This window comes from Geodermatophilus sp. SYSU D01180 (genome assembly GCF_054050415.1).
Map to the genome: position 1 here is coordinate 1 of NZ_JBJGZH010000027.1, position 23,844 is coordinate 23,844.

Annotated in this window: 19 protein-coding genes; 11 read left to right on the plus strand and 8 right to left on the minus strand. The window is 74.0% G+C overall.

Annotated features, from left to right (window positions below):
- The coding region (locus ACI8AA_RS19720) for an LGFP repeat-containing protein (RefSeq protein ID WP_457046075.1) at window positions 1-851 on the plus strand (851 nt) is incomplete at its 5' end.
- A 301-nt stretch (window positions 852-1,152) separates the two neighbouring features.
- Here ACI8AA_RS19720 and ACI8AA_RS19725 read toward each other — a convergent pair.
- Complete coding sequence (locus ACI8AA_RS19725; protein WP_457046076.1) at window positions 1,153-1,908, minus strand: hypothetical protein; 756 nt, start codon at window positions 1,906-1,908, stop codon at window positions 1,153-1,155.
- 301 nt (window positions 1,909-2,209) lie between these two features.
- Between ACI8AA_RS19725 and ACI8AA_RS19730 the strand changes: the two genes are divergently transcribed.
- Window positions 2,210-4,264, plus strand: coding sequence for a DUF6541 family protein (locus tag ACI8AA_RS19730; protein ID WP_457046077.1), 2,055 nt, complete (start codon window positions 2,210-2,212; stop codon window positions 4,262-4,264).
- A 133-nt stretch (window positions 4,265-4,397) separates the two neighbouring features.
- On the plus strand, window positions 4,398-4,937 hold the full coding sequence (locus ACI8AA_RS19735) for a GtrA family protein (RefSeq protein WP_457046078.1): 540 nt from the start codon (window positions 4,398-4,400) through the stop codon (window positions 4,935-4,937).
- A gap of 18 nt (window positions 4,938-4,955) precedes the next feature.
- Here the strand turns inward: ACI8AA_RS19735 and ACI8AA_RS19740 are convergent, their stop codons facing one another.
- From ACI8AA_RS19740 to ACI8AA_RS19760, 5 genes are all read right to left on the minus strand, one after another.
- Window positions 4,956-7,916: an AAA family ATPase gene (locus tag ACI8AA_RS19740; protein ID WP_457046079.1), complete on the minus strand. Its 2,961-nt coding sequence runs from the start codon at window positions 7,914-7,916 to the stop codon at window positions 4,956-4,958.
- A complete protein-coding gene (locus ACI8AA_RS19745) occupies window positions 7,913-9,064 on the minus strand; it encodes an exonuclease SbcCD subunit D (protein WP_457046080.1) in 1,152 nt (383 codons plus the stop codon). Before ACI8AA_RS19745 ends, ACI8AA_RS19740 begins: the two co-directional genes overlap by 4 nt.
- A 56-nt stretch (window positions 9,065-9,120) precedes the next feature.
- On the minus strand, window positions 9,121-10,662 hold the full coding sequence (locus ACI8AA_RS19750) for an acyltransferase family protein (protein ID WP_457046081.1): 1,542 nt from the start codon (window positions 10,660-10,662) through the stop codon (window positions 9,121-9,123).
- Between the two features lie 296 nt (window positions 10,663-10,958).
- Window positions 10,959-11,486 (minus strand): PH domain-containing protein, encoded by a 528-nt coding sequence (locus tag ACI8AA_RS19755; protein ID WP_457046082.1) that lies wholly within the window; start codon window positions 11,484-11,486, stop codon window positions 10,959-10,961.
- A 31-nt stretch (window positions 11,487-11,517) separates the two neighbouring features.
- Window positions 11,518-12,360: a biotin--[acetyl-CoA-carboxylase] ligase gene (locus tag ACI8AA_RS19760; protein WP_457046083.1), complete on the minus strand. Its 843-nt coding sequence runs from the start codon at window positions 12,358-12,360 to the stop codon at window positions 11,518-11,520.
- Between the two features lie 18 nt (window positions 12,361-12,378).
- Between ACI8AA_RS19760 and ACI8AA_RS19765 the strand changes: the two genes are divergently transcribed.
- From ACI8AA_RS19765 to ACI8AA_RS19795, 7 genes are all read left to right on the plus strand, one after another.
- The gene (locus ACI8AA_RS19765) at window positions 12,379-14,004 is read left to right on the plus strand and encodes an acyl-CoA carboxylase subunit beta (RefSeq protein WP_457046084.1); all 1,626 of its coding nucleotides are present in this window, start codon (window positions 12,379-12,381) and stop codon (window positions 14,002-14,004) included.
- Window positions 14,001-14,219, plus strand: coding sequence for an acyl-CoA carboxylase subunit epsilon (locus ACI8AA_RS19770; RefSeq protein ID WP_456948966.1), 219 nt, complete (start codon window positions 14,001-14,003; stop codon window positions 14,217-14,219). The genes ACI8AA_RS19765 and ACI8AA_RS19770 overlap by 4 nt, the downstream gene beginning before the upstream one ends.
- The gene (locus ACI8AA_RS19775; RefSeq protein WP_457046085.1) at window positions 14,216-14,824 is read left to right on the plus strand and encodes a Maf family protein; all 609 of its coding nucleotides are present in this window, start codon (window positions 14,216-14,218) and stop codon (window positions 14,822-14,824) included. Before ACI8AA_RS19770 ends, ACI8AA_RS19775 begins: the two co-directional genes overlap by 4 nt.
- A gap of 57 nt (window positions 14,825-14,881) precedes the next feature.
- The gene (locus ACI8AA_RS19780; RefSeq protein WP_457046086.1) at window positions 14,882-15,616 is read left to right on the plus strand and encodes a class I SAM-dependent methyltransferase; all 735 of its coding nucleotides are present in this window, start codon (window positions 14,882-14,884) and stop codon (window positions 15,614-15,616) included.
- A gap of 87 nt (window positions 15,617-15,703) precedes the next feature.
- Window positions 15,704-17,470 (plus strand): acetyl/propionyl/methylcrotonyl-CoA carboxylase subunit alpha, encoded by a 1,767-nt coding sequence (locus ACI8AA_RS19785; RefSeq protein ID WP_457046087.1) that lies wholly within the window; start codon window positions 15,704-15,706, stop codon window positions 17,468-17,470.
- A gap of 176 nt (window positions 17,471-17,646) precedes the next feature.
- Window positions 17,647-18,642 (plus strand): dTDP-glucose 4,6-dehydratase, encoded by a 996-nt coding sequence (gene rfbB / locus ACI8AA_RS19790; RefSeq protein WP_457046088.1) that lies wholly within the window; start codon window positions 17,647-17,649, stop codon window positions 18,640-18,642.
- The gene (locus ACI8AA_RS19795) at window positions 18,639-19,487 is read left to right on the plus strand and encodes an SDR family oxidoreductase (RefSeq protein ID WP_457046089.1); all 849 of its coding nucleotides are present in this window, start codon (window positions 18,639-18,641) and stop codon (window positions 19,485-19,487) included. Before rfbB ends, ACI8AA_RS19795 begins: the two co-directional genes overlap by 4 nt.
- Before the next feature lie 533 nt (window positions 19,488-20,020).
- On the opposite strand, the gene ACI8AA_RS19800 is transcribed toward ACI8AA_RS19795, so the two are convergent.
- Together ACI8AA_RS19800 and ACI8AA_RS19805 are read right to left on the minus strand one after the other, a co-directional pair.
- Complete coding sequence (locus tag ACI8AA_RS19800; RefSeq protein WP_457046090.1) at window positions 20,021-21,697, minus strand: reprolysin-like metallopeptidase; 1,677 nt, start codon at window positions 21,695-21,697, stop codon at window positions 20,021-20,023.
- A 105-nt stretch (window positions 21,698-21,802) separates the two neighbouring features.
- A complete protein-coding gene (locus ACI8AA_RS19805) occupies window positions 21,803-23,248 on the minus strand; it encodes an NAD(P)H-quinone dehydrogenase (RefSeq protein WP_457046091.1) in 1,446 nt (481 codons plus the stop codon).
- Window positions 23,249-23,324: 76 nt separating this feature from the next.
- On the opposite strand from ACI8AA_RS19805, the gene ACI8AA_RS19810 reads away from it, so the two are divergent.
- Window positions 23,325-23,783 carry a gamma-glutamylcyclotransferase family protein gene (locus ACI8AA_RS19810; protein ID WP_456929990.1) on the plus strand — a complete coding sequence of 153 codons (459 nt, stop codon included), beginning with the start codon at window positions 23,325-23,327 and terminating at the stop codon, window positions 23,781-23,783.
- Window positions 23,784-23,844 lie beyond the last annotated feature (61 nt).

The window sequence follows — 23,844 nt, forward strand, 5'->3', positions numbered from 1 at the left end:
ACTTCCAGCGCGGGGTGCTGGCCTGGACCCCGGCCGGCGGCGTGCACGCCGTCACCGGGCCCATCCTCGAGGCCTGGACCAGCCGAGACCGCCAGAACGGCGACCTGGGCCACCCCACCGGCGACGTTCGGTGCCAGCTGCGGGACGGCGGCTGCCGCCAGGACTTCCAGCGCGGCACGCTCGCCTGGTCGCCGGCCACCGGCGCTAGGGCAGTGTCCGGCGCGATCGCGCAGGGCTGGGGCTGGACCGGCCGGGAGAGCGGCCCCCTCGGCTATCCCGTCGAGGAGATGTCCTGCCCCGCCGGCGGGTGCCTGCAGACCTTCCAGGGCGGGATCCTGGCCTGGACGGCGGCCAAGGGCGTGCACGCGGTCAGCGGTGCGATCGGCGAACTGTGGACCCGGCTCGGCCGCCAGACCAGTCCGCTGGGTCACCCCACTAGCGACATGGCGTGCACCAGCACCGGCTGCACCCAGGACTTCCAGGGCGGCACCGTCACCTGGACCGCGAGCCTGGGCGCCCGGTGGCTCAACGGCGCCATCCACCAAGGCTGGATCTGGACCGGCCGGGAGACCGGCACCCTGGGCTACCCGACCGGCGACATGGGGTGCACCGGCACCGGCTGCACCCAGGACTTCCAGCGCGGGGTGCTGGCCTGGACCCCGGCCGGCGGCGTGCACGCCGTCACCGGGCCCATCCTCGAGGCCTGGACCAGCCGAGACCGCCAGAACGGCGACCTGGGCCACCCCACCGGCGACGTCCGTTCCACGGACAGCCGGGACGTCCAGGAGTTCGAGGGCGGCACAGTGACCGTGAACCGCACGACCGGCTCGGTGACCGTAACGCCTCGCTGACACGGACGACACAGGCCCCGCTCCGGGTGGAGCGGGGCCTGTGTCATTCAGGAGCATGAGTGGGCACTTGGTACGGGGCCCCGATTGCCCGCCAGCCCTGAAGCGGGCCTGCGCGGCGGCCGACGCAGGGCAAGCGGCAAGCGTGCCAGCCCCTGCCCCTAGAGCTGCCCGACGGCACTCCCCCGCCCGCTGACTGGGTGGACAGCACCGACCCCGGGACGTGCACGTGCGGTCTACCGCCGGAGACGACCTCGGCCCCCGCTCCGGTCCGGAGCGGGGGCCGAGGTGCTGGCAGAAGCTGTCAGTAGATGCGCGGCGCAGGCGATCCGGCTGCCCGCCACTCCTGGTACGTCACCGCCTTGTACAGCCCCCCACCCTCGTAGTAGATGGTCGGACTGTAGCGAGAGCGATACCACTCCTCGCCGGGAATCCAGGGCTGGCTGCGGGGCGTTGGGAAGCCTGCCGCGGACCACTCCGCTCCGTTAATGGGCCGCCCGTAGCCGCCGCGGAGGTCGTAAAGGTAGAAGATCTCCCGCGTCCAGGGCAGCTTCACATAGCCCTCGTTGACCTGGACCTCTGGAGCAGGCGAGCCCGCAGCCTGCCACTCGGAATAGGTGAGGGCGTGGACGACACCGTCCTCACCCTCCGCGAAGATCTGCGGCGAGGTCTCCCACTGGTGGTAGGAGGTGCCGTCGATGTAGCCGGCGTTCCGGGGCGCCGGGAAGCCTGCGCGCTGCCACTGCTCGTAGGTCAATCGATCCCACTGCCAGTCGCTGGAGTCACTGGGCCAGTAGGTAACCGCATAGATAGTTGGGGACCACGGATACTTTACGAAGTCCGTGGGCGTCGCCCGAGGCGGCGGGAACCCCGCATCTGCCCACTCGCTATACGTAACCTCGTCCACGAATCGGTAATAGGTCCCATACACCTCGTAGATGGTGTCTTCGTACGGCGTCTTGTAGAAGCCGTTGTCCAGGGGTACCGCATGGGCTGCAGTGGCGGAGCCAACGACCAGTCCGCTGGTCGTGATGATTGCGGCGAGCAGGAGTCCTGCCATTCGTCGCATGTGCGCACCTCCATGGTGTGCTCGAAGGATCCGGCAGAGGATGACATCGGAACGACGTGGTTCCGCTCCTTTGCCGCACGGATCACACCGGATGTGGTCAGAGAGGCAGGAAGAGACGCCCGGGACGCGCGGTTCAGCGCCCGCCGTGCTCAGTGGGCTGTGTCGGTTACCGTGGCCGCCGAGGCACGGATCTCAAGGGTCCGCGGGCCTCCAGCCGACCGCATGATCCGCGAACGGCGATCACCGGGCGCAAGTACGCGGGTGTCGCCGGCGCAATCGGAGGAATCCCCAGGTGTCTCCCGCTGACGCGCTCCTGCTCTCGTGGGGCGTCTTGGTCCTCTACGTCCCCGGTGGGGCAGTCCTGGCGGCCGCTCTTGGCGGGAGGCGACGCATCCTCCTCGTCGGCGCCCCGCTGGTGACCTTCGCCATCACCTACGTCAGCGGGGTCGTGACCGGGCTGACCGGGTGGCGATGGGGACCCTTGGCCTTCGCGCTCGTTGCACTCGTGTTCCTCGCCGTCGCCCTCCTGGTCGGCCGGGGTCGGCGGGCTCCGATCTCCGCCGTGCGGCAGCGCCCGTCCGCAGGAGTAGTCCTCACCCTCGCCGGCGTCCTCAGCGCCTGTGCCCTCGCCCTGAGTACGCACCTGCGGGGTCTCGGGGGCCTCGGCACGCTGCCGCAAGAGCACGACACCGTGCTCCACGGGGTCGTGGTCGCGCACATCATGCTCTCGGGGCTCGCAGCCCCGTGGCAGGCCTTCCCTGCCGACGTGCTGACCGGGGAGCCGGCCACCTACTACCCCAACGGGCTTCATCAGTACGCGGCCCTGGTAGGCAGCCTCGGCGCGGACCCGGTGAATGCACTCAACGCAGCCACGGTGGTCCTGTTCTGCGTCGTGATGCCTGTTGGGGTCGCCGTCCTGGCCTCGCTGCTGCGACCTCGCAGCCTGCGGGGTCTCTCTGCGGTGACGGCTGCCCTGCTCTGCTCCGTGGCCTACCGGCCGATCATCGCCCTCCTGCACGACGGCGGGATCCTGGCGAATGCCGCCGCGCTCGCCGTGGCCCCCGGCGCCATTGCGGCGCTGGTCATCGCCAGCCGGTACGGCTGGGCGGGGGTGCTCCCGGTGGCCCTCGGAGCCGCCGGTGCCGTGGCCGTGCACCCGACCAACGCCGTCGTCGTCGGGGCCTCGGCCATCGCCTGGCTGATCGCGGAGATGCTGACTGAGCGACCGCGGTGGGCACCCCAGCTGAGCAGACTGCGGACGCTGGTGGTCGCCGGGGGTGTCGCCGGGGTCCTCCTGGTCCCTCTCGGCATCGCGGCGGCGACGGCGACGGACACTGTGACCAGCTGGCCGCGGGACTTCCCCGTGACGCCCCTCAACGACGCCATCGGCATCTCGCTGTCAGCGACCTACGGGGGCTTCCTCGACCCGACGCTGCAGCTCACGCAGGCGCTGATCGCCCTCCTCTCGGGCGTCGGTGTCGCCGCGTGCCTGGTAGCCAGGCGCAACGGTGCCCTCCTGGCGGCGCTGGCCTTCTGGACAGCATTCTTCACCCTGTTCCTGATGGACCGCCTCGTCGGCCCACTGGCCGTCCTGGCCGGCGTCTTCTACAACAGCTACGTCCGCATCAACGGGGGCCTGGCTCTCTTCCAGTGGCTCACGGGAGCCGTCGCTGTCTCCGCGCTGGTCTGGGGGATCCGCCACCTCCTGGAGCAGTGGTCCCGCTCGCGGGCCGGTACCGCCCGCCACTCCCGTGCGGTCTCCCTGGCGCTCGGTGCGTCGGCGGTAGCAATCCTCGCCGTCGCGTGCATTCCCTATGCGCAGGTGAACACCCAGGCCGTCGCCGCGAGGTACGACACGCCGGACTTCATCCGCGTCGACGAGGACGACCTGGCCGCGGCCCGCTACGTTCGCGACCGCATCGAGCCGGGCGAGCGCGTGATGAACAACGCCAATGACGGCTCGACATTCGGTTACGTCCTCTACGGCCTGCCCGTGGTCGAGACCGCGACCTTGGCACAGCCCTCCCTGCCCTACACCGCGGACCTGCTCGTCGACTTCGACGAACTGGACACTGATCCGGCCATCCGGTCGGAGGCGTGCCGCCTCGACATCGCCTACGTCATCGCGGACGCCGAGGCCCCAGGCATCGGCGTGGCGTCCGGCGTATACCCGTATCTGGTCGAGCTCAACGGGCAGAGCTACACGACGCCGCCGGGCTTCGCAGGGCTGGAGGACAGCCCCGTTCTCGACGACGTCGCACACTTCGGCGATGTCACGGTCTACGAGGTCGACCGGGCGACACTGAATTGCTCGGATCGCTCGGAGCGGGACTCGGTCGCAGACTGATCGCAGGTCTTTGTGGCAGTCCCTAGATCAGACGACGGGCAGCGCCAAGGCCATGACCTGCGCGCGGCGACGCCGACTGCAGTCCCCATGTCAAGGCCGCTCGAATAGGCAGCCGTCCGTACAGTCGGAACACGTGCCGACACTGCGAGGGGTCCGGCATCGCCTCAGCGGTGCCTGGCGCTCGGTGCTCAGAGAACTGAGCACCTTCAGTGCCGTTGGTGCCGCGTGCTTCGTCCTCGACACCGGCCTGTTCCAGCTCCTGTATGCCTGGGGCACCGGCGCGGTCACGGCGAAGCTGGTGTCCACGCTGGTGTCCACCACCGCGGCTTACGCCGGGCACCGGTTCTGGTCGTTCGCACACCGCGAGCGCACCGGTTACCGACGCGAGTACGTCGTTTTCGCGCTCGTCAATGCGTTGACCTTGTCGTTGGGGCTGGCGTTGGTGGCGTTCGTGCGCCATCCGCTGGATCAAGAGCACGCCCTCGTGCTGCAGGCGACCAATGTGGTGTCCATCGGGCTGGGCACGGTGGTCCGCTGGTTTGCCTATCGGCGGTGGGTCTTCCCCATGAAGGCCGGCGCCGACCTCGTGATGCCGTCCCTCGAGCCCGTGCCCGTGCGGACGCGCGTCAACCCCGGGGTGGCCGGGGTCGATCCCGCCACGACCGGGGCCTGAGCTCCCTCGGCGGGTCTCTCACCCAGCCAGCCGGGACCCCGACCGCCCCGCCACGACCTCGAGCCGGGTGGGGATGCGGGTGCGCAGCTCCTCCAGGTGGCTGATCACGCCGACGGTCCGCCCGCCGCGGCGCAGCTCGTCGAGCACGCCCATGACCGCGTCGAGCGCCTGCGCGTCGAGGGTGCCGAAGCCCTCGTCGACGAACAGGGTGTCCATCTGCACCCCGCCGGCCTCGGCGGTGACGACGTCGGCCAGGCCCAGGGCGAGGGCGAGGGAGGCCATGAAGCTCTCCCCGCCGGAGAGGGTCTTCGTCGGCCGCCGCACGCCGGTGTACTCGTCGAGGACGTCGAGGCCCAGACCGCCGCGGGCGCCGTGGCGGCCCAGCGCGTCGCTGTGCAGGAAGGTGTAGCGGCCGCGGGACATCTCCTGCAGCCGCCGGCTGGCCACCTCGGCGACCTGCTCGAGCCGCGCGGCGAGCACGAACGACTGCAGCCTCATCCGCAGCGTGTTCGCCCCGCGCCCGCCGACCAGGTCGGCCAGGCCCGAGACCTGCTCGGCGCGGGCGCGGCGGTCGGCCAGCTCGACCTCGGCGGACACGACGTCGCCGGCGAGCGCGTCGAGGGCGTCCGCGCAGCGACGGGCCTGGTCGAGCGCGGTGACGGCGTCCTCGCGGCGGGCGGTGAGCTCCGCGCAGCGCTGCTGCCCGGCCGCGACGTCGGGGCGCTCGCCGAGGTCGGCGAGCTCGGGGTCGGCGAGGGTGGCGACGACGACCGCGTGCGCCTCGTCGTGCTCGCGCAGCCGCCGGTCCAGCGCGGCCAGCCGGCCGTCCTCCAGCAGGGCGGCGGACGCCTCCCCCACGCCGGCGAAGCCCGCCGCGGCGGCGCGCTGCCCGGCGGCGGCCCGGGCCTCCTCGGCGGCGGTGCGGGCGCGGCGCTCCTCCTCGGCGGCGGCGACGGCGGCCTCGCAGCGGGCGGCCTCGGCGGTGAGCCGCGCGACGCGGGCCGGCAGGTCGCGGTCCTCGCCGCGGGCGGCGTCGAGGCGGGCGGCCAGCTCGGCGTGGGTCTCCGCGCGGGCGCCGTGCTCGGCGGTGACCCGCTGCAGCGCCTCGCGGTCGGCGGCCAGCGCGGTGACGGCGGCGTCGCGGCGCTGCTCGGCCGCCGCCAGCTCGCGGCGGGCGGGCTCCACCTCGCGGGCCAGGGCCGCCACCTCGGCGCGCTCGGCCGCCGCGGCGGCCGCCCGCCCGGACAGCTCGGCGGCGGGCAGCTCCCCGGCCTGCGCGCGCAGCACGGCGAGCTGCCGCTCGAGCTCCTCGACCGCCCGGCCGGCGGCGGTGCGCCGCTCGTCGGCGGCGTCGACGGCGGCGCGGGCGCGTTCCTCGTCGTCGGCGGTGACCGCGGCGCCGACCGGCACCGCGGGGCGCGGGTGCTCGGGCGAGCCGCACACCGGGCAGTCGGCGCCGTCGGCCAGCCCGGCGGCGAGCTCGGCGGCCATGCCCTCGAGCCGGGCGGTGCGCACCTCGACCAGCCGCTCGCGCGCCTCCAGCCAGCCCAGCCGGGCGGCGTCGGCGGTCTTGGCGGCGCGGTCGAGCCGGCCGGTCACCTCCGCGGCGCGGGTGGCGGCCTCCAGCGCGGCGCGGGCGGCCTCGTCGGCGGCGGTGAGGCCGGGCAGGCGGGCGGCGGCGGCCTGCGCCGCGTCGAGCCGGGCCTGCGCCGCGGCGACCCGGGCGGGCTCCTCCTCGACGGCGCGGGCGCCGTCGGCGACGCGGCCGGTGAGCCGCTCGCCCTCGCGGGCCAGGCGGACGACCTCGGCGGCCAGGCCCGCGGCGCGGTCGGCCTCGGGCAGCAGGGCGCGCACCGCGGCGGCGGCGTCGCGCAGCTCCCGCGCCGGCTCCGGACCGGCCGGGCGCCCGCCGGAGACCGCGGCCCAGGCGGCATCGGCGGCCGCGCGGGCGGCGGCGGCCCGCTCGGCGGCGCGGGCGGCGCGCCCGGCGGCGTCCAGCACGTCGCGCAGGACCTCGGCACGGCGGCCGGCGTCGGCCCGGTCCCGCAGCGGCGCCAGCTCCGGCTCGCGGGCGGTGAGCCGCTCCAGCTCGGCGCGGGCGCGGTCGCGGCGGGCGTGCCGGTCGGCCAGCGCCCGCGCGGCGGCCAGCTCCGCCTCGGCCCGGGTGCTCGCCGCGGCCGCGTCGTCGGCCTCGGCGGCCGCGCGGACCAGCCGCTCGGCGGCCCGGCCCCGCACCCCGGTCACCCAGGCGCCGACCGAGGCGCCGGGGCGGGCGCCGACCAGCTCGGGGGCGAGCTCCTCGGGCACCTCGACGTCGGCGATCTGGGCGACGCGGTGCAGCAGCGTGCTCACCCGGTGCCGGTCGGCGCGCAGCTCCTCCTCGGCGGCCCGCCGCTCCCCGGCCAGCCAGTCCTCGGCGCGGGCGAACCGGTCGACGTCGAACAGGGTGCGCAGCAGCCGGCCGCGGTCCTCGGGCTCGGCGCGCAGGAACCGCGCGAAGTCGCCCTGCGGCAGGAGCACCACCTGGCAGAACTGCTCGGCCGACAGGCCCAGCCGCACCCGCAGGTACTCCGAGCCCTCGTCGATGCGGGTGCTCACCGGCTCCCAGCCGTCGGCCGTCGCGCGCTGCACCGTGAGCTTGGCCTGCTCGGTGGTCTCGCCGGTGCCGCGCTTCTTCGGCCGGGTCTGCTCCGGGCGGCGGACGACCAGCAGCCGCTCGCCGGCCAGCGTCAGCTCGCAGGAGACCTCGGTGCGGGTGGCCGCGTCGGCGTGGTCGCTGCGCAGCCGGCGGGCCTCGCCGCGGGCGCCGGGGACGGTGCCGTAGAGCGCGAAGACGACGGCGTCGAGCAGCGTCGTCTTGCCCGCGCCGGTGGGGCCCCAGAGCAGGAACAGCCCGTCGCGGGCCACCTCGTCGACCCGGACGGTCTCGGTGCCGGCGAAGGGGCCGAACGCGGTGAGGGTGAGGGTGTGCAGCCTCACCGGGCGAGCTCCTCGCGGCCCGCGGCGCCCAGCGCCCGGGCCAGCAGGTCGCGCTCGGCGGCCGTGACGCCCACCCCGCCGCGGACGTGCGCGACGAACTCCCCCGCGACGTCGAGGTCGTCCCGGCCGCGCAGCCGCTCCTGGTAGCTGCGGCCGTCGCCGCCGGCGGTGCCGCCGATCCACTCCAGGTGCACGCAGTGGCCGAACCGGGTGCGCAGCGCGCGCATCGGGTCGGCGGGGCGGACGGGGTCGGTGAGCCGGGCGGACACCCAGGCCTCCTCGGCGGCGGTGTGGGCGGGATCGGCGAGCAGGTCGTCGAGGGTGCCGGTGAGCACGGTCAGCGGCCGGGGCGCGGGCAGCGGCACCGACCGGACGCCGGCCAGCCCGCCGGCGTCGAGGTCGACCAGCCACACCTGCTTGTCCTGCCCGGCCTCGCCGAAGGAGTACCCCAGCGGGGAGCCGCTGTAGCGCATCCGGTCGCTGAGGGTCTGCGGGCGGTGCAGGTGCCCCAGTGCCACGTAGTCGACGCCGTCGAACACCGGCGCCGGCACCACGTCCACCCCGCCGACGCAGATGTCGCGCTCGCTGTCGCTGGCCACCCCGCCGCCGACGAAGGCGTGCGCGAGCACCACCGAGCGGGTGCCGGGGCGCAGGAACAGGTCGGCGCGCACCCGGTCCATCGCCGCCCGCAGGACGCCCTCGTGGCTGCGCGCGTCCGGCACGCCGAGCTCGTGCCGGGCGATCTCCGGCTCCAGGTAGGGCAGCCCGTAGACGGCGACCTCGCCGTGCGCGTCGGGGAGCAGCACCGGCTCGTCCAGCCGCGCGGTCTCGGCGCGGACGTGCAGCCCGGCCTTGGTCAGCAGCGAGGAGAAGGTGCCCAGCCGCCGCGCCGAGTCGTGGTTGCCCGGGGTGAGCACGACCGTGGCGCCGGCGCCGACCAGGCGGCCGACCACCCGGTCGAGGACCGCCTGCGCGTCGGCCGAGGGCACCGCCCGGTCGTAGACGTCCCCGGCGACGACGACGGCGTCGACGCCCTCCTCGGCCACCACCCGGGCCAGCCCGGACAGCACCGCCTCCTGCTCGGCGAGCAGCTCCGCGCCGTGCAGCGACCGCCCGATGTGCCAGTCCGAGGTGTGCAGGAGTCGCATGGGCGCGCAGGGTAATTCGGGGGTACGACAGGACCGACCGGTCCGATGGGGACGGGTCAGACGGCGAGCCGGCGCGCCGCTGGCTCGGAGGCGTAGCGAGGCGCACGGGCAGCGGGCACCGCGCTCGGGGTCGGCGTGGGTGCAGCACGGTCTGGCAAGGACGGTTGAACGGCCGGGCGCCTCTCGGGCAAAGGCTGGGTGACTGGCGCGAACGCCGCCGCCAGCGCAGAGCGCTCCGCCCGCCGAGCCGCCCGCCGACCGGAGAGGAGGTCCTTGGCAGGGCGCTCGACCAGCAGCCAGCTCAGGACCGCGAGGACCGAGGTGCCCACCACGACCCCGAGGAGCAGGACCGGCAGGCCGTACCGATCAACGCCGAACAAGACCAACAACTGGGTGACCGGGAACGCGTAGATGTAGACGCCGTAAGACAGGTCGTGGATCTTGAGCACCTGCGGTGAGGGCATCACGGACCCCAGCCACAGCAGCGTGTAAGCGATCAGCGGGGCCACCGCCTGAGACCCCCACACCGGCTGCCACGAGATGACGACGAGCGAGACCGCGAGGGCCGGCACCGCCGCCTGCCACCGCAGGGGGCAACTCTCCCGGCAGACGAAGACGAGGGCCCCGCCGAGGAAGTACGGCAGGAGCTCGAGCAGCTTCGCGATCTCCCAGTTGCCACTCAGGTACGAGGAGACCGTGGCCGCCTGTACGTGCACGACCACGCTGACGACGAACATCAACGCGACCGGCCACCGGCGGCGGCGAACCACTGGGCAGAGCGCCGCGACACCGATGACGACGTAGCAGAGGAACTCGAAGTACAGGCTCCAGAGCGAACCGTTCCACGAGTAAGGGGCAGGCGCGGTGGCCAGCGTCCCGGCCACCGAATAGTCCTGCACCCTCAGGAATGCGTTCCCCAACAGGAAGTTGAGGGGTGTGTTCGCCGTCGTCAGGAAGCCTTCGAGGGATCGGTTCTCGACCAGGTAAGCGACCGGCGCGAAGAGGAACGCGACCACGACGAGGGAGACCAGGTACCCGGGGAAAATCCTGGCCAGCCGACTGGCCAGGAATCGGGCACCGTCGGACCGCATCCGGGAGCCGGTGACGAGGTATCCCGAGAGGACGAAGAAGCCGACCACTGCCCAAGTGCCGAGGTGCGCACCTGCCCAACTGGGCTCCGGACGGCCGGAGAGGGGGAAAGCGTGCGAGAACAGCACGGTCCCTGCGAGCGCCAGGCGGATCAGGTTGAGGGAGTTGTCCCGTGGGTCAAGCACCCCCGGAGACCGCCGCCCCCGTCGAGACGGACTCGGTGCAGCGCCCGCCTGCCTGGTCGGCACGATCGTCCGCTCCATGGTCACCTCGTCACCTCGTCGGGGAACTGGTCCGTCCCACTCGCTCTCGACGCTAGGAGTCGCCCTGGAGCGGTGTTGAGTCGCGCCACGCCGAGAAACGGGGGGGATTTCGTCGAGAGCTGACAGCCCAAGTCCTCGTCGGTGCAGGCCGTCACCACCGCAGTGAACCCTGAGGTTCTTGTGACATGAGACGCGGGCCAGGGCGCTGGTCTGCCGTGTCGGCCGACGCACAGATCCAAGATGCATGCCAGATCTGTCGTCGGTGTGGGGCGATCTCCACGCGTGGTCGACGGATCTCGCGTCCCCTGGTCTGAAAGCGGCCCCTTCGAGCTTGGAGTGAGCTCGGAGTCATGCAGGCCCTGATGACTCCAGGGCCACTGACCTGATCGTCGAGGCGTCCGCCATGCCGACCCCTGATGCGCAGGAGAGCGCATCCATCGCCCCTTGGCCAATCCGCCCCTCGCGATGGCAGACACCTGACGACCACATGGACCTCCGCGGCAAGCTGCTGTCGCGTGCCGTTTGGTGCGAGTGTTTTCGCCTCACATCCACCACTCACCAGCAGAACTCACCTGCGGTTTCTCGTCGTCCTCCTCGACCAGCCGGACCAGCAGTTGCTGGACGTCGGCGCAGGCGGGCAGGCGCTCGAGGACGACCGGGCCGCCCTCGCCGGCCGTCTCGACGGTCAGCGTCCCGGAGCGCAGCACCCGCTGCCCGAGGGTCTGGTGGACCGAGACGTCGGTGACGCGCGACAGCGGCACGTCCCGGCCACGGCGGGACAGCACGCCCGAGCGGACCAGCAGCCGGTGCGTGGTGAGGACGGTGTGCGTGGTCCGCCAGCGCAGCACCGGCCGCACGACGAGCACGACGAGGGCGACCAGCACCGCCGCCAGCAGCGCCATCCGGAGCACGCCCTGCTGGCGGCCGGCCGGGACGAGGGCGGCGAGGTACGAGCCGGCGCCCACGACGGCGAGGAGCCCGGCCACGGGCCAGAACAGCGTCGTCCAGTGCGGGTGCAGGTGGACGACGACCTCCTCGTCGTCGGCCAGCAGCCTGTCGGGGTAGGGCACCCGGCCAGGATGACCGAGCGCGGACCGCGCGTCAGGCTCCGGCCGGGCGTGTCCGGACGTGCTGCACGTCTCCGCTGGCCAGCTCCACCGTGCCGCCGTCGGTGCGGACCACCAGCCGGCCGTCCCAGTCGACGGCGGTCGCGGTGCCGCTCAGCGCCGAGCCGTCGGGCAGCGTGACGGTCACCTCGGCGCCGACCGTCGAGCACCAGGCGAGGTAGTCCGCGGCCAGGCCGGTGGCGACCGGGTCGCCGAGCGCCGCCGTCCAGGCGAGGTAGCGCCGCTCGAGCGCCCGCAGGTAGGCGAGCAGGACCGGCCCACGGTCGACCGGGGCGCCGGTGACCAGCGTCAGTGACGACCCGGTGGGCGGCAGCTCCTCGCGGCGGGTGCCGACGTTGAGGCCGGTGCCGACGACCACCGCGGTGCCGACCGCCTCGGCCAGGATGCCGGCGAGCTTGGCGCCGTCGACGGCGAGCAGGTCGTTGGGCCACTTGAGCGAGGTGCGCACGCCGGTGACCTCGCCGACGGCCTCGGCCAGCGCCACGCCGGTGAGCAGCGGCAGCCAGCCGCGGCGGGCGGCCGGGACGTCGGGCCGCAGGAGCACCGAGACGGTGAGCCCGGCCCGCGGCGGGGAGGTCCAGGTGCGGTCGAGCCGGCCGCGCCCGGCGGCCTGGTGCTCGGCGACGAGGACCGCACCCTCGGGCAGGTCGTCGTCGGCGGCCCGGTCGGCGAGGACGGCGTTGGTGGAGCCGACCTCCTCGAGCACCTCCAGGGAGCGCCACAGCCGGCTGTCCCTGGTCAGCGCGGCCTGCAGCGCCGCGGCGTCGAGCGGGGGGCGGTCCAGCTCCGACCAGCGGGCGGAGGGCGTGTCGGGCACTCCCCTACGCTACGGGCCGTGAGTGCGGCTGAACTGGAGAGCGCCGGCGAGCACGTCCCCGGCGACATCGACATCCACACGACCGCCGGCAAGCTGGCGGACTTCGAGCGCCGCGTCCAGGAGGCCACGCACGCCGGCTCCGAGCGGGCGGTGGAGAAGCAGCACGCGGCGGGCAAGATGACCGCCCGCGAGCGGATCGAGGCGCTGCTGGACCCGGGCTCGTTCACCGAGCTCGACGAGTTCGCCCGCCACCGCTCCAGCAACTTCGGCATGGACGCCCGGCGGCCCTTCGGCGACGGCGTCGTCACCGGCTACGGGACGGTCGACGGCCGCCCGGTGTGCGTGTTCTCCCAGGACGTCACCGTCTTCGGCGGCAGCCTCGGCGAGGTCTACGGCGAGAAGATCGTCAAGGTCCTCGACCTGGCCATCCGCAACGGCTGCCCGGTCATCGGGATCAACGAGGGCGGCGGCGCGCGCATCCAGGAGGGCGTGGTCTCCCTCGGCCTCTACGGCGAGATCTTCCGGCGCAACGTGCACGCCTCCGGCGTCATCCCGCAGATCTCGCTGGTCATGGGCGCCGCGGCCGGCGGGCACGTCTACTCCCCCGCGCTCACCGACTTCATCGTCATGGTCGACCAGACCAGCCAGATGTTCATCACCGGTCCCGACGTCGTGAAGACCGTGACCGGCGAGGACGTCACGCTCGAGGAGCTCGGCGGCGCCCGCACGCACAACACCAGGTCCGGCGTCGCGCACTACCTGGCCGAGGACGAGGCCGACGCGCTCGACTACGTCAAGGCGCTCCTGTCCTACCTGCCGAGCAACAACCTCGACCCGCTGCCGGCCGTCGAGGTCGCCCCGGCGGACACGACGCCGGACGGCGTCACCGACGAGGACCACGAGCTCGACACGGTCGTCCCCGACTCGCCGAACACCCCGTACGACATGCACACCGTCATCGAGCACGTGCTCGACGACGGGGAGTTCCTCGAGGTGCAGGCGCTGTTCGCGCCGAACATCGTGGTCGGCTTCGGCCGGGTCGAGGGCCGGCCGGTCGGCGTCGTGGCCAACCAGCCCACCCAGTTCGCCGGCACGCTGGACATCGACGCCAGCGAGAAGGCGGCCCGCTTCGTGCGCACCTGCGACGCCTTCAACGTCCCGGTGCTCACCTTCGTCGACGTCCCGGGCTTCCTCCCCGGGACGTCGCAGGAGTGGGAGGGGATCATCCGCCGCGGCGCCAAGCTCATCTACGCCTACGCCGAGGCGACGGTCCCGAAGATCACCGTCATCACGCGCAAGGCCTACGGCGGCGCCTACGACGTCATGGGGTCCAAGCACCTCGGCGCCGACCTGAACCTCGCCTGGCCGACCGCGCAGGTCGCCGTGATGGGCGCGCAGGGGGCGGTGAACATCCTCTACCGGCGCGAGCTGGCCGACGCCCCGGACGCCGACGCCCGCCGCGCGGAGCTCATCACCGAGTACGAGGACGCGCTGCTGTCGCCGTACATCGCGGCCGACCGCGGGTACGTGGACCAGGTGATCCGCCCCTCGGAGACCCGCATCGAGATCACCAAGGCGCTGCGGCTGCTGGCCAACAAGCGCCAGACGCTGCCCCCGAAGAAGCACGGGAACATCCCCCTGTGAGTGAAGACGCGCAGCGCCCGCTGCTGCGGGTGGTCCGCGGCGAGCCCACCGCCGAGGAGCTCGCCGCCCTCACCGTCGTCGTGGCCGCGCTCTCGCAGCGCCGGCCGCGGCGGCGCCCGACCCCGGTCGGTGCGTGGGCGAGCCGGGCCGACGCGCACCGGCAGCCGCTGCAGCCCGGCCCCGGCGGCTGGCGCGCATCCGGGAGGTTCGCGTGAGCGGTATCCGCAGGCTGGTGCTCGCCTCGGCGTCCCCGGCCCGGCTGGCGCTGCTGCGCCAGGCGGGCCTCGCGCCCGAGGTCGTGGTCAGCGACGTCGACGAGACCACGGTGACCGCGCCGCGCGTCGCCGAGCGGGTCGCGCTGCTGGCCTCGGCCAAGGCGTCGGCCGTCGCCGGGCGGGAGGACGACGCCCTGGTGGTGGGCGCGGACTCGCTGCTGGAGTTCCGCGGGCAGGCGATGGGCAAGCCGGCCGACGCCGCCGACGCCCGGGAGCGCTGGCGGCGCATGTCGGGCCGCTCGGGCGTGCTGCACACCGGCCAGGCGCTGCTCGACGTCCGCGGCGGGGCGGTCGAGTCCCGCGACGTCGTCGTCACCTCGACCGTCGTGCACTTCGCCACCCCGACGCCCGCGGAGGTCGAGGCCTACCTGGCCACCGGCGAGCCGCTGGCGGTCGCGGGCGCGTTCACCCTCGACGGCCTCGGCGCCCCGTTCGTGCGCCGGGTCGAGGGGGACCCGGCGTCGGTCATCGGGCTGTCGCTGGCCGCGCTGCGGGAGCAGCTGCGCCGCCGCGGGCTGACGATCACCGACCTCTGGCGGCGCTGACCAGCGCCGTCCCGGCGGCGCTGGCTCGTACCCGGCGACCGGGCCTAGTGTCCCGGCGTGGACACGCGCTCCCTGCGCACGGCGTGGGACACCTTCGGCTCGCGGGACCCGATGTGGGCGGTGCTCACCGAGCCCGACCGCCGCGGCGGGCGCTGGGACCCCGAGGAGTTCTTCGCGACCGGCGTCCGCGTGGTGGACGACGTCATGGCGCTGGCCGACTCCCTCGGGCTGCCGGCCCGGCGGGAGACGGCGCTGGACTTCGGCTGCGGCGTGGGCCGGCTGACCCAGGCCCTGGCCCGGCACTTCGACCGGGTGACCGGCGTGGACATCGCGCCGTCGATGCTCGCCGAGGCGCGCCGGCACGACGCCGAGGGCCGGTGCACGTTCGTCCACAACGAGGCGCCGGACCTGTCCGTGTTCGCCGACGACAGCTTCGACCTGGTGCTGTCGACCATCGTGCTGCAGCACATGCCGCCGGAGCTGTCCCTGGGCTACGCGCTGGAGTTCGGCCGGGTGCTGCGACCGGGCGGGCTGGCGGTCTTCGCCGTCCCCACCGGCCCGTCGGACACCCTGGTCGGCCGGCTGTACCGGACGGTGCCCCGGCCGCTGGTGCACGCCTACGTCCGGCGGCGGTTCGGCGCGGTGCTGCAGATGCACGGCCTGCCGATGGAGGTCCTGCTGCCCCGCCTGACCGAGCGCGGCCTGGTGGTGCTGCGGGTCCAGCCCGACGACAGCCCTGGGCCCAACTGGCGGGGGTTCCGCTACGCCGTCACCAAGCCGGCCGCCGGCTGAGCCGCGCTCCGGCTCGCCGCCCTACTGCGGGCGGGCGGACGGGCGCTGGCTAGAGTCCGACCGGTCCGTCTTCGAGGGAGTACGCCGGTGCAGAAGGTCCTGATCGCCAACCGCGGGGAGATCGCGGTCCGGGTCGCCCGCGCCTGCCGGGACGCCGGGCTGACCAGCGTCGCGGTGTACGCCGAGCCCGACCGCGACGCCCTGCACGTCCGCATCGCCGACGAGGCGTTCGCCCTGGGCGGCACGACGCCCGGTGACTCCTACCTGGTCATCGACAAGATCATCGACGCCGCGAAGCGCTCCGGGGCCGATGCGATCCACCCCGGCTACGGCTTCCTGTCGGAGAACGCCGACTTCGCCCAGGCCGTCCTCGACGCCGGGCTGACCTGGATCGGGCCCTCCCCCGAGTCGATCGTCGCGCTCGGCGACAAGGTCGCCGCGCGGCACATCGCCACCAAGGCCGGCGCGCCGCTGGTGCCCGGCACCAAGGACCCGGTCTCCGGTGCCGACGAGGTGGTGGCCTTCGCCCGGGAGCACGGCCTGCCGGTGGCGATCAAGGCCGCGTTCGGCGGTGGCGGGCGCGGCCTGAAGGTCGCCCGCACCGAGGAGGAGATCCCGCACCTGTTCGACTCCGCCGTCCGCGAGGCCGTGTCGGCCTTCGGCCGCGGCGAGTGCTTCGTCGAGCGGTTCCTCGACAAGCCGCGGCACGTCGAGGCGCAGGTCCTGGCCGACACGCACGGCAACGTGGTCGTCGTCGGCACCCGCGACTGCTCGCTGCAGCGGCGCAACCAGAAGCTGGTCGAGGAGGCCCCGGCGCCGTTCCTCACCGACGAGCAGCGGGCGCGCATCCACGAGTCGGCCAAGGCGATCTGCCGGGAGGCCGGCTACCACGGCGCCGGGACCGTCGAGTACCTCGTCGGCGCCGACGGCTCGATCTCGTTCCTCGAGGTCAACACCCGCCTGCAGGTCGAGCACCCGGTCAGCGAGGAGACCAGCGGCATCGACCTGGTGCGCCAGCAGTTCCGCATCGCCGAGGGCCTGCCGCTGGAGGTCACCGAGGACCCGGCCCCGCGCGGGCACAGCATCGAGTTCCGGATCAACGCCGAGGACGCCGGCCGCAACTTCATGCCGGCCCCCGGCCCGGTCACCCGGCTGGAGATCCCGCAGGGCCCGGGCGTGCGCTGGGACTCCGGCGTCGAGACCGGCGGCGAGGTGGCCGGCGCGTTCGACTCGATGCTGGCCAAGCTGATCGTCACCGGCGCCAGCCGCGAGGAGGCGCTGCAGCGCGCCCGCCGCGCGCTGGACGAGCTGGTCGTCGAGGGCATGCCCACGGTCATCCCGTTCCACCGCGCGGTGGTCCGCGACGAGGCGTTCACCAGCGAGCCGTTCACCGTGCACACCCGCTGGATCGAGACCGAGTGGGACAACCAGGTGCAGCCGTACGGCGCCGCGCCGGCCGAGGCCGACGAGGAGGCGCCGCGGCAGACCGTCGTCGTCGAGGTCGGCGGGCGGCGGCTGGAGGTCTCCCTCCCCGCCGGGCTGGCCGCGGGCGGCGGGGCGCCGGTGGCCGCCGGTGGTGGCGCCAAGCCGCGCAAGCGGGGCTCGGGCCACGGCGGCTCCGCGGCGTCCGGCGACTCCCTGACCTCGCCGATGCAGGGCACGATCGTGAAGGTCGCGGTCGAGGACGGCGACACCGTCGAGGCCGGTGACCTCGTCGTCGTCCTCGAGGCGATGAAGATGGAGCAGCCCCTCACCGCGCACAAGGCGGGCACCGTGACCGGGCTGACGGCCGAGGTCGGCGCCACCGTCACCAGCGGCGCCGTCATCTGCACGATCGCCGACGTTCAGGAGTGAGTCCTCCCCCGCACGCCGGACGGGACAGCAGGGACTGATGTGACGGACTGACCACCTGATTCCGTCCCACCTGTCAGGAACGGTCCGTCACCTGTGTCAGGCTTGGAATGACCCCAGGGCTCGCGGTGGGTGCCGCCTCCCGCACCGCCCACTGAATCCCTTCCGAAGGCCCTCTAGTGCATCTCCTCGTGACCGGCGGCGCCGGGTTCATCGGCGCCAACTTCGTTCACTACACGCTGGCGAACCATCCTGAATACTCGATCACCGTCCTCGACGCACTGACTTACGCGGGCAACGAGGCGTCGCTCGCACCGGTACGTGACCGCATCGAATTCATGCGGGGCTCGGTGGCCGAGGCGGACCTCGTCGACGGCCTCGTGGCTCGCGCGGACACGGTCGTGCACTTCGCCGCCGAGAGCCACAACGACAACTCCCTGGCCGACCCGTCGCCCTTCCTGCAGACCAACGTGATCGGCACGTACACGCTGCTCGAGGCGGTGCGCCGGCACGGGGTCCGCCTGCACCACATCTCGACCGACGAGGTCTACGGCGACCTGGAGTTCGACGACCCCGCCAAGTTCACCCCCGAGACGCCGTACAACCCGTCGAGCCCCTACTCGTCGACCAAGGCGGCCTCGGACCTGCTGGTGCGGGCCTGGGTGCGCTCCTTCGGCGTGCAGGCGACGATCTCCAACTGCTCGAACAACTACGGGCCCTACCAGCACGTCGAGAAGTTCATCCCGCGGCAGATCACCAACGTGCTGTCCGGACGGCGGCCGAAGCTCTACGGCGCTGGTGAGAACGTCCGTGACTGGATCCACGTCGACGACCACAACGCCGCCGTCCACGCCATCCTCGACAAGGGGACCCTGGGCGAGACCTACCTGATCGGCGCCGACGGGGAGCGGTCGAACCGTGACGTCCTGAGCCTGGTCCTCGAGCTCACGGGCCAGCCCGCCGACGCCTTCGACCACGTCACCGACCGCGCCGGCCACGACCTCCGCTACGCCATCGACGCCACCAAGCTGCGCGACGAACTCGGCTGGACCCCGCGCTACACCGACTTCCGCGACGGCCTGGCCGCCACCATCGACTGGTACCGCGGCAACCAGGACTGGTGGCGTCCGCTCAAGGACAGCGTGGAGGCGGCGTACGCCGCGCGCGGGCAGTGACCGTCCTCGTCGTCGGCGCGGGAGGGCAGCTCGGGCGTGCCCTGCTCCGGGCGCGCCCCGACCTCGTCGGACTGACCCGCGCCGAACTCGACGTCACAGACCGAGCGGCCGTCCTCCGCCAAGACTGGGACGGGGTCACCGCGATCGTCAATGCGGCCGCCTGGACGGCGGTGGACGCCGCGGAGGAGCCCGGGAACCTGACGGCGGTGCGGGCAGCGAACGTCGACGCGGTCGGGCACCTCGCCGAGGCAGCAGGGCGGGTCGGCGCAACCCTGGTCCACGTCAGCAGTGAGTACGTCTTCGACGGCCGGCACCCGGGCGCCATGCCGGAGGACCTCTCTCCGTCCCCGATGAGCGTCTACGGACACAGCAAGGCCGACGGGGACGGCGAGGCCGCGGGAGTCGACCGCCACTACATCGTGCGGACCAGCTGGGTCGTCGGCGACGGTCACAACTTCGTCCGAACCATGGCAAGCCTCGCCACGCGCGGTGTGTGTCCGTCGGTGGTGGCCGACCAGGTCGGCCGGCCGACGTCCGCCAACGACCTGGCGGCCGGCATCCTCCACCTCCTGGACGTGGGAGCGCCGTTCGGGGCCTACAACCTCACGGGCAACGGGGAATCGACGTCGTGGGCCGACCTGGCGGCTGCCGTGTTCGCCGCCAGCGGGCGTTCGGGCGACGACGTCCGCCGGGTGAGCACAGCCGAGTACTTCGCGGACAAGCCCTCGGCGGCCCCGCGACCGCTGAACAGCATCCTCGACTTGCAGAGGATCACCGACGCCGGCTTCTCCCCCCGCGACTGGTCGGTCGTGCTGTCGGAGTCGCTGGAGCCGCGCACGTCCTGACGCGGTGCGCGGCACCACGAGCGAGCTGCCACGACCTCCCGGCAGTCCCGCCAACCGCTCACACGGCCCGCCGCCAGGTCGAGCTCAGGGGTACGGCCCACCGAGACGGAGCCTCGAGCGCTGAGCCCGTGCACACCGCCGACGCCACACCCGGTGCCGGGGTCAGCACAGCCACGTTCCGGCACTCGAGCAGCCGGTCACCTGACGAACCGCACCTCTCGGGCCGCTCGGGACCTGAATGGTTCCGGCGTTGACGGTGCCTGCACGAGCGCTCGTGTCGTCGTCGCCAGTCCTCCGGCTGAGCGAGGACTCCTCCGGGTTCAGTGGCCTCCCCAGCGCCCCCATGCTCGGTCTGGCCTGAACGCGACGGCGCCGTCGGCCCGGACCCCGGCAGCGAGTCGAGAACAGCTACGAGGACCCGCGGATGGCGGCCAGGTGCCCGGACCGCTCGCGGTCAAGGGCCGTCTGTCAGCGGCGCACGCCGCCGCACCGGCGTCTGCAGGCGTCGGAGCGGGACCTCACCTCCGGAGGGGTCAGCCGCGGCGCAGGCGCGGGAGGACCCGCCGGGTGGCCAGCACGGTCCCGCCGAGGCCGACGACGCCGCCGGCCGCGAGCGCCGGGGTGGCCCAGCCGTTGCCGGCGGGCTCCGTGGCGGCCGCCTCGACCGGCGCCGCGGCGACCGGGGCGGGGTCCTCGACCGCGGGCGCCGGGGCCTGCGGCGCGACGGCGGTCGCCGGCGGCACGGCCGGGACGGCGGCGGGCGCGGGCGCGGTCCTCGCGGGGCTGCCGGCCAGGACCTGCGGCGCCGGGGCGGCCGGCGCGGGGGAAGGCGCGCCGGCCGCCGCGGACGTGCGGACGACGGTCACCGTGGCGCCGGCCGGGGTGACCGCGTCGAGGGTGACGGTGAGCGCGCCGCCGGCGACGGCGACCGGCACACCCGGTACGAGCGCCGTCTGCAGGTCGGCCTCCCAGCCGGCCGCGGCCGACGGGCTGCCGTCGAGCAGCAGGGAGGTGTCCGGCATGCCGCCGGCGCGGCGCAGCAGCACGCCGCTGTCGAGCCGGTACCGGTTGTCCGAGACCAGCCACGCGTCGCGGCCGACGGCGGTGCGGTACTCCAGCCAGTAGTCGGTGCCGGGGGCGTCGGTCAGGCGCAGCGCGCGGGTGCCGGTGCCGCCGCCGAGGGGCGCGAGCGTCACCGTCGTCGTCCCCTCGCCGGCGTCCTGCACGGCCGCGGCCGGGAGCACGCCGAGCCGGTCGGCCTGCGCGGCGGTGAGGGTGCCGATCCGGTCCCAGGAGACGCCCATGACGTCGTAGAAGTCGCGGTAGGCGGCGGTGCGGCAGGGGCCGGTCTCGACCGTGCCGTCGCACTGCAGCGCGCTGGAGTGGCCCAGGCCGAAGTTGTGGCCGAGCTCGTGGGCGATGACCGAGGCCAGGTCGTCGCGGACGTAGAGCCGCCCGCCCGAGGCGGGGCTCGCGCCGACCTGCCCCAGGGCGTAGGAGCAGCCGGGCAGGTCCTGCGGCCGGCTGCTGACGTAGAGCAGCAGGTGGCGGCCGGGGCCGGCCTCGAAGCCGACGCGCGCGGCGACCTCGTCCCACAGCGCGGTGGGGTCGGCGCAGCCGGCGGCGGTGGTCAGCCAGTCGTGGGCGGCGGTGACCCCGACGGTCACCGCACCGGCGGTCTGCTGCGCCCAGAAGGCCGCGACGTCGCCGTTGACCGTGTCGACGACGTCCGCGAGCGCGGTGCCGTCCGGGGTGCCACCGGCGGGCGCGACCATCGCGACGGTGACCTGGTTGGTGACCGAGCCGGCCGGGACCGTGGTCGCCGCCCGCGCGGTGCGCACGACCTGCGTGTCCAGCACCTCGAGCGCCGGCTCGAAGCCGTCCTCGGTGGCCTCGTCGTCGGCGGTGCCACCGACGGTCACCTCGACGGTGCTGCCGACGTCGATGCCGGCGACCGCGTCGGTCGGCACGCGCACCGAGGTGCCGTCGGCGCCCTCGACGAAGGTCAGCGGCTGCTCGTGCGACTCCCCCGCGTGCTGGCCCTCGAGCGAGGTCTCCGGCCAGGCCTGCACGAGCTCCCCGACCACCGTGGCGGCGCCGGCGTCGCCGGCGTGGGCCACGGCTCCCGGCCCGGCGCACAGCGCGACGACGGCGCCGGCGAGGGCGATGGCCCGCGGGAGGGACCGCGACAGGACTCGGGAGGCGTGCATCCCTCCCGGCATCGGCGGGCCGGCGTCCCAGGTGCACCACCCGGGACCCCACCCGCTCCACCCGTCACAGGCATCCCGTCCCGCGCGTCCCGGCCGTCACGGGCGTCACGCCAGCGCGTCGGCCCCCATCAGCCTCCGGCCGGCCTCGGTGATCGAGCCCGACAGCGACGGGTAGATGGCGAAGGTGTGCGCGAGGTCGCTCACGGTCAGGCCCTTGGTGACCGCCAGCGCGATCGGCAGGATCAGCTCGCTGGCGCCGGGCGACACGACCACCCCGCCGACGACGACGCCGGTGGCCTTGCGGGCGAACAGCTTCACGAACCCGGCGTGCAGGTCGCTCATCTTCGCCCGCGCGTTGGTGGCCAGCGGCAGCCGGACGACGTCGAGGTCGTGCCCCTCGGGCAGCGTCTTCTCCTGCACGCCGACCGTGGCGATCTCCGGGTGGGTGAACACGTTGGCGGCCACGGTCTTCAGGCGGATCGGCTGCACGGCCTCGCCGAGCGCGTGCCACATGGCGATCCGGCCCTGCATGGCCGCGACGCTGGCGAGCTGGAAGACGCCCGTGACGTCGCCGGCGGCGTAGACGCCGGGCACGTTGGTGCGCGACACCCGGTCGACGACGACGTGGCCGGACTCGCGCAGCTCCACGCCGCACGCCTCGAGGTTCAGGCCGGCGGTGTTCGGCACGGTGCCGACGGTCATCAGCGCGTGCGACCCCTCGACGGTGCGCCCGTCGGTGAGCTCGACCAGCACGCCCTTCTCGGTGCGCCTCACCGACGCGGCGCGGCCGCGCTCGGCGATCCGCCCGCCGCGGGCCTGGAAGACCTCGGCGATGACGTCGGCGGCGTCGGCGTCCTCGCCGGGCAGCACCTGGTCGCGGGAGGAGACGAGGGTGACCGGCACCCCGGCCTCGAGGTAGCCGGAGGCGAACTCCGCGCCGGTGACGCCCGACCCGACGACGACCAGGTGCTCGGGCATCTCGTCGAGGTCGTAGAGCTGGCGCCAGTCGAGGATCCGCTCGCCGTCGGGCTCGCTGCCGGGCAGCACGCGGGGGTCGGCGCCGGTGGCGATGAGGACGACATCGCACTCGAGCGTCTCCCGCACGCCGCCGTCCCGGTCGAGGACCTCGACGCGGTGCTCGACCAGCCCCCGGACGTCGTCGGCGAGCCGGCCCTGCCCGGACACCAGGCGCACGCCCTCGGCCTCCAGCCGGGCGTGGATGTCGGCCGACTGGGCGACGGCGAGGCCCTTCACCCGGGCGTTGACCGAGGTGAGGTCCAGGCCGACGGTGGCGAGGTCGGCGCCGCGCAGGCCGAGGACGCTGGAGTCGCGGACCGAGGTCATGGTGCCCGCGGCGGCGATGAAGGTCTTCGACGGCACGCAGTCGGTGAGGACGCTGGCGCCCCCGAGGCCGTCGCGTTCGACCACGGTGACCTGCGCACCGAGAGAGGCGGCCACCAGCGCGGCCTCGTAGCCGGCCGGGCCGCCGCCGATGATGACGATGCGGGTCATGCGGATCTCCTGCGTCGTGGACCGGGGTTCGCCGCCCATCCTCCCAGCCCGGGCGGGCGGTGTCGGCAGGCTCACGGGGTCGCGCGGGCCACACCGGCCGTAGGCTCGGTCGGCGATGGGTCTCTACGCCGCGTACGGGTCCAACATGGACCCCGAGCAGATGCTGCGCCGCTGCCCGTCCTCCCCGCACGTGGGCACCGGCTGGATCCGCGGCTGGCGGCTCGCCTTCGGCGGCGAGGAGTACGGCTGGGAGGGCGCGCTGGCCACCCTCGTGCCCGCCGAGGACCGCGAGGCGCCCGGTGTGTTCGTCGCGCTCTACGACCTCACGCCCGCCGACGAGCGCGAGCTCGACGCCTGGGAGGGCGCCGACCGCGGCCTCTACCGCAAGCTCAACCTGCGGGTGCACACCCTCGGCGGCGACGTCGTCGCCTACGTCTACGCGCTGGACGCCTTCGAGGGCGGGCTGCCCTCGGCGCGGCACCTGGGCGCGATCGCCGACGCCGCCGAGGCCGCCGGTGCGCCGGACGACTACCTCGCCGAGCTCCGCGCCCGCGACTGCCGCTCCGCCTTCTGACCCGCGGCCGGTTCCCCCGCGATCATGGAGTCCCCGTGGCGGCACGCCGCCGTCGCCCGGT